This is a genomic window from Amycolatopsis sp. DG1A-15b, from assembly GCF_030285645.1.
Classification (GTDB): domain Bacteria; phylum Actinomycetota; class Actinomycetes; order Mycobacteriales; family Pseudonocardiaceae; genus Amycolatopsis.
Window position 1 is genome coordinate 3885304 of record NZ_CP127296.1, and the last position, 13463, is coordinate 3898766.

Consider the following 13463-nt stretch of genomic DNA (forward strand, 5'->3'; position numbering starts at 1 on the left):
AACGTCGGGAGTGCCTTTGTGATCGTCTACGATGGGCGGGTGGACGTGCTGAGCGATCTGCTGGTCCGGGCCCGCGCCGGCAACACGCGAGTCCGGCAGCTGATCCGGCGGCCACCGTGGTCGGTGACCTACGCCGATCCGCCACCGCTGACCGTCGTGGCCACGCTCGGCGGGTGCGCTTCGGCCAGGTTCGACGACGCCGGTGCCGCCGCGGTGCGGCTCGCCCCGGGGGACATCGCCCTCATCAAGGGACCCGGCCGGCACACGATCGCCGACGACCCGGCCACCCCACCCGGGTTCGTGATCCACCAGGGGAGGAAACACTTCCCCGGCGGAGGCGCGGTGCCGGCGCAGGCCCAACGGCACTCGGCACCCCGTACCTACGGCGACACCCTGCCCGGGGCAACCACCATGCTGCGCGGCGCCTACGAGCTCCACGGTGACGCCGGTGCCCGGCTGCTGGACATGCTTCCGCCGCTGGCGGTCGTGTCCGCCGGGCCGCGAACCCGGCCGGCGCTGGATCTGCTCGCCGCCGAGATCGCGCGCGACGAACCCGGCCAGGACGCCGTCCTCGCCCGCTTGCTGGACCTGGTGCTCGTGCTGGCCTTGCGCGCTTGGTGTGCCAGGCCGCAGGCCGTGCTCCCGGCGTGGTACCGGGCGTTGGAAGATCCCACCATCGGCGACGCGCTGCGCCTGATGCACGACGATCCCGCCCACCGGTGGACAGTGGCCGCGCTGGCCACCGCGGTCGGCATGTCCCGCGCCGCCTTCGCCGCCCGCTTCACCTCCTTGACCGGCCAGCCACCGCTCACCTACCTCACCGGCTGGCGGATGACCTTGGGGGCGGACCTGCTGCGGGACACCGAGGCAACCGTCGCCACGGTAGCTCGCACGGTCGGCTACGAGGACGCCTTCGCCTTCAGCGTCGCCTTCAAACGCGCCCGCGGCGTCAGCCCCTCGGCCTGGCGCCGCAAGTGCGCAGACACCCCCGCAACGACCGGCGGCTGAACGGCCGGCCGTGCTACGGTGATCTCCGGCGTGGCTCACGCCGGACCTCTCTCGACTGCCCCCAGCGCAGTCTCGAACGGAGGCAAAGGGACCTTTCGTCTCGGGCCGGTGTCCTTGTCCGTCCGTCTCGGGCGTGATGTTCGCTGGGGGAACCTCCGTCCGAGGTGCGGAAGGACTTCGATGACAGCGAACAAGAACTTCAAACGCAGGGTTCGTACCCGCGCGGCCAAAACCGGGCAGTCGTACACGACTGCTCTCCGGCACTTCCGGCGAACTCCGGCAGGCGAGGTCGTGGCCGAGACGAAGCAGTTGCGATTGGCCGTGGCACAGACCGTTCTGCGCGAAGATCCCCGCGACAGCGCGGGGCTGCGGGACAGTGGGCGCGACGTACGCCGGCTGATGCGCGAGGCGCACGAGGCGGGTGCGGCACTCGTGCACTTTCCCGAAGGCGTGACCTGTTCTCCCCACAAGCGGATCATGTCCGTCGACGGCCCGGACAAGGTCGGGCCGGCGGACTGGAACCGGTTCGAGTGGAATGTGCTGCGGCAGGAGCTGGCCGCGATTGCGGAATCGGCCGGGGAACTCAGGCTGTGGACCGTTCTGGGCTCGGTGCATCGCCTGACGCCGCCGCACCGCCCGCACAACAGCTTGTACGTGATCTCCGACCGGGGCGAGGTGGTCACGCGCTACGACGAGCGCATGTTGTCGAACACCAAGGTCACCCACATGTACACGCCGGGAGCGGCTCCGGTGACCTTCGACGTCGACGGGGTGCGGTTCGGCCTCCTGCTCGGCATGGAGGTCCACTTCCCCGAGTTGTTCATCGAGTACGAACGGCTCGACGTCGACTGTGTCCTGTTCTCGACAGCCGGGCCGGGCCGGCAAACCGACGACGGCACCTTCGCCACCCAGGCGCAGGCGCACGCAGCCACCAACAGCTACTGGGTCAGCTACGCCGGACCGGCGCAGGACGCGCTCTCCGGCGTACCGTCCGGCGTGATCGATCCCGCAGGGCGATGGGTCGCCCGCTGCCTCGAGGACGCGCAGCCGTCGTTGACGATCGTCGATCTCGCCGGCGGCCCCCGGAATTTCGCACGGCTGTGGCGGCGCACAGCACGCTCAGGCGTCTACGACCCGCACTTCGTCCAGGACGACCGCAGGAGCGACGACCGTCGCGTGTTCTAGTAGCTGCGCGAGCACGTAGTCGCGGAAGGAGACGTCGATCGGCGGGAGCTCGTGCGCCGGGTTCTCGCAGAGCAGCTGCCATTCGCTGAACAGCACCGTGACGCTGGCCAGGTCGACCATCAGCAGGTCGAGGCTGATATGCAGGCTCCGCCTCGGCGAGGCGGCTGATGCGCACGTCGAACAGCGGCCACTGCGCCGCGTTGTACACGCGGTGCGACATGGCCGACCGGATCTCTTCGAGCTTGCCCTCGACCTCGGCCGCCGGCGCGTCCCGCAGGTCGACGACGTCGATGGCGAACCGGGGCACTTCGGGCAGCACGCGCTGGCTGCCGTCGGTGCCGACGACCGCCCGCAGCATGGGATGGCGGTCGATGAGCCGGTTCCACGCCGTGGTCAGCGTGCCCGGGTCGAGCCGGCGGCCCTCGAGCTCGAAGCAGGCGTGTGGCGCGACGTTGCCCAGCACGAAGTTCGGTCCGCGGCCGACCCAGTACGCGTACTGGATTTCGGTCAGCGGAAAGGGACTGTCGCCATTACCTTCGACGGGTTCGCTCGGGTGTTGCGCGGCGATCCGGATCGCGTTCCTCTCCGTCTCCGGCACAGGGTCACCGCGAGTCAGCAGGGGGTGTCCAACCTATGAGACGCACCTCCGGGGTTGCTATCGGCGCTGAGCACCTCCGAAGATGACAACCCCCCTGCCACCACGGTGTTCTTGAGCCATGCGCGCATCGCAAAGAGCCCGGTACCTGATCTTCGATCGGCTCGACGAGCGGACCCTGCGGTGCCGCCCCGGGGTGAAGTGGGGCGCTTCCGCGCCGGACGTGCTCCCGGCGTCGATCGCGGACATGGACTTCCCGGTCGCGGAGCCGATTTTGGCTTCGGTGCGCGATTATCTCGCCCAGGGTGACCTCGGCTATCCCCATTGGACGGACAACGCGAGCCCGTTGCGCGCGGCCTTCGCGCAGCGGATGTCGGCCCGCTACGGCTGGTTCCCCGCCCCGGAGCACGTCCGCGAGTTCACCGACGTGACCCACGCCGTGCGCACGGCACTGGAGCTGAGCACCCAGCCCGGTGACGGCGTCGCGATCCACACGCCGGCGTTCGGGCCGTTCCCGGAGATGATCCGGCAGCTGGGCCTGCGCATGGTGCCGATCCCGTTGTTCGGCACCCCGGACGGCTGGGTGTTCGACGCCGACGACTTCGCCAGCCGTGCGGCACGCGAAGGGTGCCGGGTGCTGATCCTGGTCAACCCGCACAACCCGACCGGTCGGGTGTTCACCCGGGCCGAGCTGGCCGCGCTCGGCGAGGTCGCCGAGCGCCACGACCTCACGGTGATTTCGGACGACCTGCACGCCGACCTCACCTACGCGCCCCACCGGCACCTGCCGTTCGCGTCGCTCGATCCGGCGCTCGAAGCCCGGACGGTGACGATGTACAGCGCGAGCAAGGCGTACAACCTCGCCGGCATGCGCTGCGCGGTCGGGCACGTGGGACCGTCGACCCTGCGGGAAAAGCTCGCCGCGATGCCGGCCGGGCCGAACGTCAACGTGCTCGGCATGCGCGCGAGCCTCGCCGCCTGGACCGAGGCCTCCGACTGGCTGGACACGGTGGTCGGTTACCTCGACGACAACCGGCGGCTGATCGGGAGCCTGCTCGCCGAGCGGCTGCCGGAAGTCCGTTACCACCCGCCGGAAGCGACTTACCTGGCCTGGCTGGACTGCCGGGCGCTCGGCTGCGGTGACGATCCGGCCGGGTACTTCCTCGAGCGGGCGCGGGTCGAACTGGCCGCCGGCACCAAGTACAACCCCGGCGGTGACGGCTTCGTGCGCCTCAACTTCGGCACCACCACCCCGGTGCTGCGCGCGATCCTCGACCGGATGACCGATTCGGTCGCGGTACCGCGACGACTGGCGAGCTGAAGGGAACCCGGCATGACAGACCGACCGCTCGGCCAGTACTGCGGCCTGGCGCGGGCATTCGAGATCATCGGTTCGCGGTGGTCGGTGCTCGTCGTCCGGGACCTGATCCTGGGACCGAAGCTGTTCGCCGAACTGCACGAGACGCTGCCGCGGGTGTCCGCGGAGATCCTGGCGCGCCGGCTGGCCGACCTCGTCGAGGCCGGGGTGGTCCGGCTCGGCGCGGCCGGCGCCTACGAGCTGACCGGGTACGGCCGAGCGCTGGAACCGATCCTGCTGGAGCTCGGCCTCTGGGGCGCGCGCTCGCTCGGCGACCCGAGCCCCGGTGACCTCTACTCGATCGACATCGCCATCCTCGCGTTGCGCTCGACGTTCCGCCCGGACCGCGCCCGCGGGATCCGGGCGGGCTTCGAGGTGCGCTTCGGCGAGCTGGTCGTCGGCGCCCGCGTCGACGACGGGGTGCTCACGGTCGAGGAGGGCCCGCTGCCGGGTGCCGATCTCGTCATCGAGTCACCACTGCTCAAGCACCTGATGTCCGGGGAACTGAGCCCGACCGACGCGTTGTGGCTCGGCCTGGTCGAGGCGAAGGGTGATCCGAGCATGATCACGACGTTCGTCCGGCTGTTTTCCATTCCCGCGGCTCCCGAAAGGATCGTCTCGTGATCGAGGACTGGAGCGGCATCGAGGAGCCGCGGGTCGTCGCGGAGCGGATGCTGCACGGGTTCGCCGACCTTCCGGTGCTCGACTGCGGCCCGATCGCCGGTGGCCGCGGCCGGCTGCGCGCGATCTACGGCATGACCACGACCGAGTCGAGCTTCAAGTCGATCCTCGGGTTCGGGATCCTGCTGCTGGCCTACGAAGCCGGGTTGCTGAAGCCCGGCCAGACGGTGATCGAGTCGACGTCGGGCTCGCTCGGCGTGAGCCTCGCGCTGGCCGGCAAGATTCTCGGCCACCCGATCGAGCTGGTCACCGACCCGAACATCCCGGCGGTCACCCGGCGCAAGATCGAGCTGCTCGGCGCCGAGCTGCACATCGTCAGCGGCCCGCACCCGACCGGCGGCACCCAGCAGTCCCGCGTGGAGCTGCTGGAGGCGCTGCTGGCCGAGCGCCCGGACATGCATTGGACGGACCAGAACAACTCCGACCTCAACCCGGCGGTGTACCGCCGCTGGCTGGTGCCGAGCGTCGAGCCGAAGCTGGACCTCGACTGGATCGACGCGGCGATCTTCGTGGTCGGCACCGGCGGTCACTTCGCCGGTCTCGCGGAAATGCTGCGTGCCAAGGGAATCCCGTGTTACGTGGCGGACCGCGTCGGCTCGGCGACGTTCGGACTGGAGCCCGGCCCGAGCGTCCTGCGCGGCATCGGCAACACGAACTGCGTCCCGAAGGTGATCGGCTCCAACCTGCACCTGGTGGAGGACGTGTACTACTCGACGGACGAGGAAGCGGCGGAAGGCGTGCGCGAGCTGGCCGGCCGCGGCATCTCCGCGGGCGGCACGTCAGGGATCGCCCTGCAGGGAGCGCGGAAGCTGGTGGAGGCAACGGGGGCGCGCAACATCCTGACGTTCTTCCCGGACCGCGGCGATCTGTACGGCGACCAGTTCCTCGGCTCGTCCCCGGTGGCCCGGCGGGAAAAGGCCGCCGCCTAGACCCGTTCGGTGGCGGCCCGAATTCGCCGACGCCGACGGAGAGCCGTCAGGAACGGTGGGCGGAAAGCAGGGCGAGTGCGGCCTGGCGTGCGTGTTCGCCCGCGAGGGCGCGGTCGTGGTGGTCGGCCACGATGGTGGCGCCCTCGACCAGGATGAGCAGCTGGCGCCCGAGAAGCTGCGGGTCGGTGACTTCGGCCCGGCCGGCGATCTCGGTGAGGAGTTCGAGGTAGCGGCCGAGGTGGCGGGCGGTGATGGTCCGGACCGCCTCGGTGTGGTGCTGGGTGGCCGCGTTGAGCAGCGCGCAGCCACGGAAAGCCGGCTCGTCGTACCACCCCTGAAGAGCGTCGAACAGGGCGGTGATCTGGTCGGCGGGATCATCGCCCGCGGCCGTGACGGCATCGGTCAGCCAGCGGATGACCCGGTCGCTACGCGCTTCGAGGACCGCCTGGACCAGCCCGTCCTTGGTGCCGAAGTGCCGGTAGAGCGTCTCCTTGGACACGCCGAGGCGTGCGCAGAGCCCGGCGACGCCGATGCCGTCGAGCCCGCGTTCGTACAGCACCTCGGTGGCCGCGTGCAGGATCGCGGTGCGCGTCCGCTCCGGGTCGATCGTCGAGCCTTTGGTGACCGGCATGCCCACGATGGTACCGATCGGTTCGATCAATGTGCTAGCGTCCAGATCGTACCGATCGGTTCGATCTATCGGAGGGCGATGACCGTGACTTGGCCGGCTGCACGGCTGGCGCTCGGCACCGCGTCCGCGCTGGGACTCGCGCGGTTCGCCTACGGGCTGCTCGTCCCGGCCATGCGGGACGACCTGCGGTGGACGTTGGCCGAGGCCGGGGCGGTCAGCACCGCGAACGGGCTGGGTTACCTGGTCGGCGCCGTGGCGACGGCCGCCCTGGTTCGCCGGTGGGGCACCGCCGCGGCCTTCCGCTGGGGCATGGTCGTCACCGCGCTGGCACTGGCCGGCACGGCGGCCAGTGACGTCTTCGCGGTGCTGCTGGCCATCCGCGCGGTGGCCGGCGCGAGCGGCGCGGTGGTCTTCGTCGCGGGTGGGGTGATCGCGGCGCGAGCCGCCGGGCGCGCCGGATCCAGCGCGCCCATCACGGTCTACTTCGCCGGCACGGGACTGGGGATCGTCCTCAGTGGCGCGACCATTCCAGGCCTGGCGGATCGCTGGCAGGTGGCGTGGCTCGGCTTGGGTGCCGTCGCGGGATTGGCGGCCCTGGCCTGCTGGACCGCGGCGGAAACCGGTGAGGACCGGCCGGCGGATGCGCGGGGCGTGGCGCGGTTGCGTCCACTGTGGCGGATCGCCGTGGCGTACTTCCTGTTCGCGGCCGGCTACATCACCTACATCACCTTCCTGTCCGTGTACCTGGCCGACCGGCACGCACCGGTCGTGCAGGTGGTGCTCACGTGGACGGTGCTGGGTGCCGCGGTCATGGCGGCCCCGGCCCTGTGGAGCCGCCCGATCACCCGGTGGCCCGGCACGCGCGCCCTGGCTCTCGTGCTCGGTGCACTGGCCGGCGGCGCGGCGCTGGCGCTGCTGTCCGGCTCACCCGCGGCGGTGATCGCCTCCGCAATCGTCTACGGGGCAACGTTCATGGCTGTTCCCGCCGCTGTCACCGCGCACATCCGGACCGCCGTTCCCGCCGCCGGCTGGACCGCCACCCTCGCCGCGTTCACCACGCTGTTCGCCACGGGACAGACCATCGGCCCGTGGCTGGGCGGACTCCTCGCCGATCACGCCTCGACCGCCGCTCCCCTGGCCTGGACCGCGGCCCTGTGCGCCGCGGCGGCGGTGCTGGCGGCAGTCCCGGCCAAGCCCCGCATCACGAGCCGCGAGCCCTCGGATCTCGACGCCGAGATCCGGTGAACCCACCCACAACCACACGGAGCACGATCATGGCCACCTTCGTCCTCGTTCCCGGCATGTGCCACGGCGGCTGGTGTTTCGCCGACCTGACCGGGCAACTCCGCGGACACGGGCACGCCGTCCACCCGCTGACGCTGACCGGGATCGGCGAACGCAGCCACCTCTTGCGCGGCGGGGTCAACCTCGACACCCACATCGAGGACGTGACCGCGTTGCTGGCCGCCGAGAGCATCCACGACGCCGTGCTGGTCGGCCACAGCTACGGCGGGATGGTGATCACCGGGGCCGCCGACCGCGTGCCCGAGCGAGTGGACAGCCTCGTCTACCTCGACGCCGTCGTTCCGGCCCACGGCGACTCCTGCTGGGCCCTGGTTTCCGACCAGGAACGCCGGTGGTACCTCGACGTCGAAGACAGCGGGTACGCCACCCGTCCCCTGCCGTTCTTCGACCCGCGGGCCACCCCGCACCCACTGGCCTCGCTGCTGCAGCCGCTCCGCCTCTCCGGCGACCTGAGCCGGTTCCGGCGCCGGGACTACCTCTACGCCGCCGGCTGGGACGGCGAATCGCCCTTCACCCCCGTCTACCAGCGCCTGCGCGAGGACCCCGCCTGGACGACACACGCCCTCGACGGCGGACACAACCTCATGCGGGACGCGCCCGGCGAGCTGCTGAAAATCCTGCTCGACATCGCCCGAACGTCGTCCGAGGACAGGGTCTGACCATTCCGGGAACCAGCCGGGGGCGGGCGCCCCGAGCTTCCCGGCCGGGGGCGCCGGCACCCGGCGGCCGGACGGCAGGCCCGGTTCGGCCGGTGGCGCACGTGGTTCAGCCCCGTACCGGAGCCAGCCCGCCGATCAGCAACTCGAGCTGGTACTCGAAGTCCTGCACGCAGTCACCGGACTCGAGCGCGGGCAGGACCCGCTGCAGACTCGGCAGTTCCCCGGCCGCCACCATCCGGCGGAAGTACGCCACCACCGGTTCGGCTCGCGCGGCCTTCGCGCCGGGCCCGGTCGTGCGGGTGAGCACCGAACCGAACAGCATCCCCAGCAGTGACCGGTAGCTGCGCGCCGCGGCCTCTTCGGTCAGGCCCGCATCGAGCAACGCCCGCAGCAGAGCGTCGATCACCCGCAACGCACCGGCCGAGCGCGGGTTCGCGTCCTGCGCCGCCAAGGCCCGGACGACGACCGGATGCCGCACGAAGCTCGCGTACAGGTCTTCGGCGAGCGACCGCAGGCGGTCATCCCAGGGCAACGCCGGATCGGGCAGCGCCACTTCCTCGAAGACCCGCGCGGTCAGCCCGTCCAGCAGGTCACCCTTGTTCTCGACGTGGTTGTACAGCGACATCGCCTCGACGCCGACCGCGGCCGCGACCTTGCGCATCGACAGCGCCGCCATTCCCTGCTCGTCCGCCAGCCGCAAGGCCGCGTCGAGAATTTTCTCCCGGGTCAACGACATACTTACAGTGTACGCATACAGTGTAAGTATGGATGCCGAAACCGTGCTCACCACCACCCGGTCCGTCCGCCGCAAGCTGGACTTCGAGCGGGACGTCCCGCAGGACCTCCTGAACGACTGCCTGCGGATCGCCCAGCAGGCTCCGGCGGCAGGCAGCATGGCCGCACAGTTCCGCTGGCTGCTCGTGCGCGACGCGGACACCAAAGCCAAGATCGCCGCGTACAACCGCGAGACCGCCGAAGCGGCGTGGGCGAAGTACGGCCACCTCGTCGAAGCACGGGCACTGCGGTCAGCCCAGCACCTCGTCCGCAACCTCGAACGCGTACCCGTGCTGGCCATCCCCTGCATGATCGGCCGCCCGCCCGCCGGCGCCTTCTCACAGTCCGCCTACTTCGGCTCCGCCTACCCCGCCATCTGGAGCTTCCAGCTCGCCCTGCGCGACCGCGGCCTCGGCAGCTCCATCTGCGGCTACCACCTCCAAGACCACGAAGCCGACGTCGCCGCCCTGCTCGGGATCCCGGACGACGTCCTGCAGATCAGCCTGCTCGCCGTCGCGCACACCACCCAGCGCGACTTCCGGCCCGCCGCACGGCCGGCCGCGCAGGACATCACCTACCTCGACACCTGGGGCTCACCGGCGTCGCGCCAGGCGTGACGTGACGCCGGGCGGAAATCGGTGCACGCTCCGGACGCAACCCCACGCCGACGAGGTACACGGCCAACGTCCGCAGAAGGGGCAGGCACTGTGCCGCGGTCATGATCCAGCCCGCCGGGCCCGCCTGCTCCCCGGACGCGATCGGGCCGGCCAGGTCGGCGTGCATGATCCGCTGCAGGGCCTGCACCAGCAGCAGCGAGGGCAGCCGGCGCCGCCGGATCCGGGCGAGGTCGGCCCCGCTCACCGCACCCCGCCGCAGCCGCCCGGCCAGCAGGGTCGCGGTCGCGACGGCGTCCTGGACGGCGAGGTTGATGCCCACGCCCCCGACCGGCGACATGGCGTGCGCGGCGTCCCCGATGCACAGCAAGCCCTCGGCATGCCATCGGCGCAGCCGGTTGAGCCGGACATCGAGCAGTTTGACGTCGTCCATCGAGACCAGCTCGCCGACTCGGTCGGCGTACTCCGGGAGGAGTTCGGCCACATCACGCCGGAACGCCTCGATGCCGCGGGCACGCAGCCGGCTGTCGGTGCCCTTGCGCGCGACGTACCCGATCTGGAAGTAGCCCTCCCGGGGGATGACGATCGCGAAACGTCCCCGGCCCGGCCGCCGGGTCAGCTGGCCGATCTGCTCGCCGTCACGACGCGAGAGCCGGAACCACCAGGTGTCGAACGGAACGTCGAACTCGGTCACGCCCAACCCCGCCGCCGCAGGCAGGACCGAATTCCGGCCGTTGCACGCCACCGTGAGGTCGGCCCGGATCTCGCCGTCGACCTCCGCGCCGCCGGGCCCGTGCGTGCGGTAGCGGACCCCGGCGACCCGGCCACGTTCGAGGATGAGCGAGGTCGCCGCGGTCCCCATTTCGAGCCGGAACACCGGTTCCGCCCTCGCGGCGTCGGCGAGCAGATCCAGCAGATCCCACTGGGGAACGATCGCCACGTACGGATGCCGCACTCCCCACCTGCGCAACGCACCGAAATCACCGATCCGCCGGACCCCGCCGGACCCGTCCGGCAGGACGACGTCGGTGATCCGGGTCTGGGGCAACCGCGCGAACCGCTCCCCCAGTCCCAGCTCGTCGAGCAACTGCAAGGTCGCCGGATGCACGGTGTCGCCGCGGAAGTCGTGCAGGAAGTCCTCGTGCTTCTCCAGCACCGTGACCTCGACCCCGGCCCTCGCGAGCAGCAACCCCAGCACCATGCCCGCCGGGCCGCCTCCCACGACGCAACACGTCGTCCGCTCCACCCCGCCCCCCGTTCCCCGCCGATCAGCGGCAAGCCGATCCCGCTCACCACCTTCTACACCTGAGGTGACGGCAGCCTGGAGAACGTCGCGCGAACGAGAGTATTCAGGGCAGCTTTGCCGCACGAACGGCGCCGCACACGCCCGCGCACCGGAACCGGATGTCTTTTCCCACCACGGTCGATCGGTGGGTTAGCCGGATTGTCGAGGGGTAGCCGAACCCGGATCGGACGCCCGAGGCCGTTCGACAGGGTGCGATCGGATACGGAGGTTGCCCATGACCGCATCACCGAGCACAACGGCAGGGCAAGCGAGGCAGGACGAAGTGCAGCGGCAGGGCCGGCGGCTCGGTTGGCTGAGCTTCGGTCTGGGCGTGGCCCAGCTGGCGGCGCCGGACACGGTGCGCCGGATCAGCGGCGTGGACGATTCCGCGAGATCCCGGGCCGTGGTGCCGGTCGTCGGGGCGCGGGAGCTGGTCCACGCGGCCGGGCTGCTGACGAGCCGGCGGAAGGGCGTCTGGGCGTGGACCAGGGTCGCGGGCGACGCGATGGACCTGACCGCGCTGGGGCTGGCCATCGCCCACCGCGGCGGGCGCCGCCGGCGCCGGCTCGTCGGCGTCACCGGCGCCGTCGCCGGGATCACGGTGCTGGACCTGCTGACCGCGGTGCGGGCCAGTCGCGCGAAAAACATCGGCTCCGTGCCGGCGGTGCGGGGCGCACGCAAAGGAGGATCCATGGAGTTGACCGCAACGACAACCATCCGCAAACCCGCGTCGGACGTCTACGCGTTCTGGCGCGACCTCGAGAACCTCCCGTCGTTCATGGCGCACCTCGAGCAGGTGCGCACCACCGGTGACCGCACGAGCCGCTGGTCCGCCAGCGCCCCGTTCGGCAACGACGTCCAGTGGGACGCGGAAATCATCGAAGAGACGCCGGGCGAGAGGATCGCGTGGCGGTCGACCGGAAAAGCCGACGTGCCGAACGCCGGCACGGTCTGGTTCACGCCCGCCCCGGACGGCGTGAGCACCGAGGTGAACGTCGTGCTGGTGTACGAGATCCCCGGCGGCGCGGTCGGCAAGGCCGTCGCCAAGTACTTCGGCGAAGAACCGCACCAGCAGCTCGACGACGACCTGCGCCGGCTCAAGCAGGTCATGGAGACCGGCGAGGTGGTCCGCTCCGACGGCGCCCCGTGGGGCAAGCGGGCGCGCAAGGAGTTCCCGCAGCACCCGGCACAACCGCTGTCGGATGCCGAACTCGAGAAGGGAGCGGACGCATGAGGGCGAACACCTGGGCGGGCCGCAACAAGGTCGAGGTCCGGGACGTGCCGGACCCCAAGATCCTCAACAGCCGTGACGCGATCATCCGGATCACCTCCACCGCGATCTGCGGCTCGGACCTGCACCTGGTCGACGGGTACGTGCCCACCATGCAGGACGGCGACGTGATGGGTCACGAGTTCATGGGCGAAGTGCTCGAGGTCGGCCCGGGCGTCGATCCGGGCCGGCTGCGCGTCGGGGACCGGGTCGTCGTCCCGTTCCCGATCGCCTGCGGCGCGTGCGGCGCCTGCGCCGCCGAGCTGTACTCCTGTTGCGAGAACACCAATCCCAACGCGGGGATCGCGGAGAAGATGTTCGGCCACCCGGTCTGCGGGATCTTCGGCTATTCGCATCTGACCGGTGGCTTCGCGGGCGGTCAGGCGCAGTACGCGCGGGTGCCGTTCGCCGATGTCGGCCCGTTGAAGATCGAGTCGGACCTGACCGACGAACAGGTGCTGTTCCTCTCCGACATCCTGCCCACCGGCTACATGGGCGCCGAGATGTGCGACATCCAGCCCAGCGACGTGGTGGCGGTCTGGGGCGCCGGCCCGGTCGGCCAGTTCGCCATGGACAGCGCCCGGGTACTGGGCGCCGCGAAGGTCATCGCCATCGACAAGGAGCCGTACCGGCTGCGGCTGGCGGAAGAAGCCGGCCACACGCCGGTGAACTTCGAGGAGGTCGACGTCCGGTCCCGGCTGCTGGAACTGACCGGGGGACGCGGGCCGGACAAGTGCATCGACGCGGTCGGGCTGGAGGCCACCCACGGCAGCGCGCACGTCGCCGCCTACGATCGGGTCAAGCAGGCCGTGCGATCGGAGACCGATCGCCCGCACGCGTTGCGCCAGGCGATCATGTCGTGCCGAAGCGGTGGCGTGGTCTCGGTGATCGGCGTGTACGGCGGCCTGCTGGACAAATTCCCCGCAGGTGCCTGGATGAACCGATCGCTGACCCTGCGAACCGGGCAGTGCCACGTGCACCGCTACATGAAGCCACTGCTGGAGCGCATCGAACGCGGAGAGCTCGACCCGACCCGGATCATCACCCACACCCTGCCGCTGGACGAGGCCGAACGCGGCTTCGAGATGTTCAAGAAGAAGCAGGACAACTGCGAGAAGGTCGTCCTCAAGCCCTGACCGGCCACCCGAATCCGGCCACCGCGCGGCGAGC

14 protein-coding genes are annotated in these 13463 nt (G+C 70.8%); 10 read left to right on the forward strand and 4 right to left on the reverse strand.

What is annotated here, in order from left to right; genetic code table 11:
- The first annotated feature begins 39 nt into the window (after positions 1-39).
- Complete coding sequence (locus QRY02_RS17660; protein WP_285992625.1) at positions 40-1008, forward strand: AraC family transcriptional regulator; 969 nt, start codon at positions 40-42, stop codon at positions 1006-1008.
- Positions 1009-1188: 180 nt separating this feature from the next.
- Complete coding sequence (locus QRY02_RS17665; RefSeq protein ID WP_285992626.1) at positions 1189-2193, forward strand: carbon-nitrogen hydrolase family protein; 1005 nt, start codon at positions 1189-1191, stop codon at positions 2191-2193.
- On the opposite strand, the gene QRY02_RS17670 is transcribed toward QRY02_RS17665, so the two are convergent.
- Positions 2128-2313 carry a hypothetical protein gene (locus tag QRY02_RS17670; protein ID WP_285992627.1) on the reverse strand — a complete coding sequence of 62 codons (186 nt, stop codon included), beginning with the start codon at positions 2311-2313 and terminating at the stop codon, positions 2128-2130. The two genes, QRY02_RS17665 and QRY02_RS17670, sit on opposite strands and share 66 nt — an antisense overlap.
- Positions 2314-2909: 596 nt before the next feature.
- Here QRY02_RS17670 and QRY02_RS17675 point away from each other — a divergent pair.
- Genes QRY02_RS17675 through QRY02_RS17685 form a run of 3 tightly spaced genes read left to right on the forward strand, consistent with a single transcriptional unit; the run spans position 2910 to position 5755 of the window.
- Positions 2910-4109: a MalY/PatB family protein gene (locus tag QRY02_RS17675; protein WP_285992628.1), complete on the forward strand. Its 1200-nt coding sequence runs from the start codon at positions 2910-2912 to the stop codon at positions 4107-4109.
- Between the two features lie 12 nt (positions 4110-4121).
- A complete protein-coding gene (locus tag QRY02_RS17680) occupies positions 4122-4769 on the forward strand; it encodes a winged helix-turn-helix transcriptional regulator (protein WP_285992629.1) in 648 nt (215 codons plus the stop codon).
- Positions 4766-5755 (forward strand): PLP-dependent cysteine synthase family protein, encoded by a 990-nt coding sequence (locus QRY02_RS17685; RefSeq protein ID WP_285992630.1) that lies wholly within the window; start codon positions 4766-4768, stop codon positions 5753-5755. Before QRY02_RS17680 ends, QRY02_RS17685 begins: the two co-directional genes overlap by 4 nt.
- 46 nt (positions 5756-5801) lie before the next feature.
- Here the strand turns inward: QRY02_RS17685 and QRY02_RS17690 are convergent, their stop codons facing one another.
- Positions 5802-6386 carry a TetR/AcrR family transcriptional regulator gene (locus QRY02_RS17690; protein ID WP_285992631.1) on the reverse strand — a complete coding sequence of 195 codons (585 nt, stop codon included), beginning with the start codon at positions 6384-6386 and terminating at the stop codon, positions 5802-5804.
- Between the two features lie 78 nt (positions 6387-6464).
- On the opposite strand from QRY02_RS17690, the gene QRY02_RS17695 reads away from it, so the two are divergent.
- Together QRY02_RS17695 and QRY02_RS17700 are read left to right on the forward strand one after the other, a co-directional pair.
- Positions 6465-7631, forward strand: coding sequence for a YbfB/YjiJ family MFS transporter (locus QRY02_RS17695; RefSeq protein ID WP_285992632.1), 1167 nt, complete (start codon positions 6465-6467; stop codon positions 7629-7631).
- Positions 7632-7660: 29 nt separating this feature from the next.
- A complete protein-coding gene (locus QRY02_RS17700) occupies positions 7661-8350 on the forward strand; it encodes an alpha/beta fold hydrolase (RefSeq protein ID WP_285992633.1) in 690 nt (229 codons plus the stop codon).
- Positions 8351-8456: 106 nt separating this feature from the next.
- Here QRY02_RS17700 and QRY02_RS17705 read toward each other — a convergent pair whose 3' ends face one another.
- Entirely contained in the window at positions 8457-9086 is a 630-nt protein-coding gene (locus QRY02_RS17705) for a TetR/AcrR family transcriptional regulator C-terminal domain-containing protein (protein ID WP_285992634.1), read from the reverse strand.
- A gap of 28 nt (positions 9087-9114) precedes the next feature.
- On the opposite strand from QRY02_RS17705, the gene QRY02_RS17710 reads away from it, so the two are divergent.
- Positions 9115-9741, forward strand: a complete 627-nt coding sequence (locus QRY02_RS17710; RefSeq protein ID WP_285992635.1) for a nitroreductase family protein — start codon at positions 9115-9117, stop codon at positions 9739-9741.
- On the opposite strand, the gene QRY02_RS17715 is transcribed toward QRY02_RS17710, so the two are convergent.
- Positions 9695-10984: an FAD-dependent oxidoreductase gene (locus tag QRY02_RS17715; RefSeq protein ID WP_285992636.1), complete on the reverse strand. Its 1290-nt coding sequence runs from the start codon at positions 10982-10984 to the stop codon at positions 9695-9697. The two genes, QRY02_RS17710 and QRY02_RS17715, sit on opposite strands and share 47 nt — an antisense overlap.
- Before the next feature lie 322 nt (positions 10985-11306).
- Here QRY02_RS17715 and QRY02_RS17720 point away from each other — a divergent pair, with 322 nt between their 5' ends.
- Positions 11307-12257 carry an SRPBCC family protein gene (locus tag QRY02_RS17720; RefSeq protein WP_285992637.1) on the forward strand — a complete coding sequence of 317 codons (951 nt, stop codon included), beginning with the start codon at positions 11307-11309 and terminating at the stop codon, positions 12255-12257.
- Entirely contained in the window at positions 12254-13429 is a 1176-nt protein-coding gene (locus QRY02_RS17725; RefSeq protein WP_285992638.1) for a zinc-dependent alcohol dehydrogenase, read from the forward strand. The genes QRY02_RS17720 and QRY02_RS17725 overlap by 4 nt, the downstream gene beginning before the upstream one ends.
- The last annotated feature ends 34 nt before the right edge of the window (positions 13430-13463 follow it).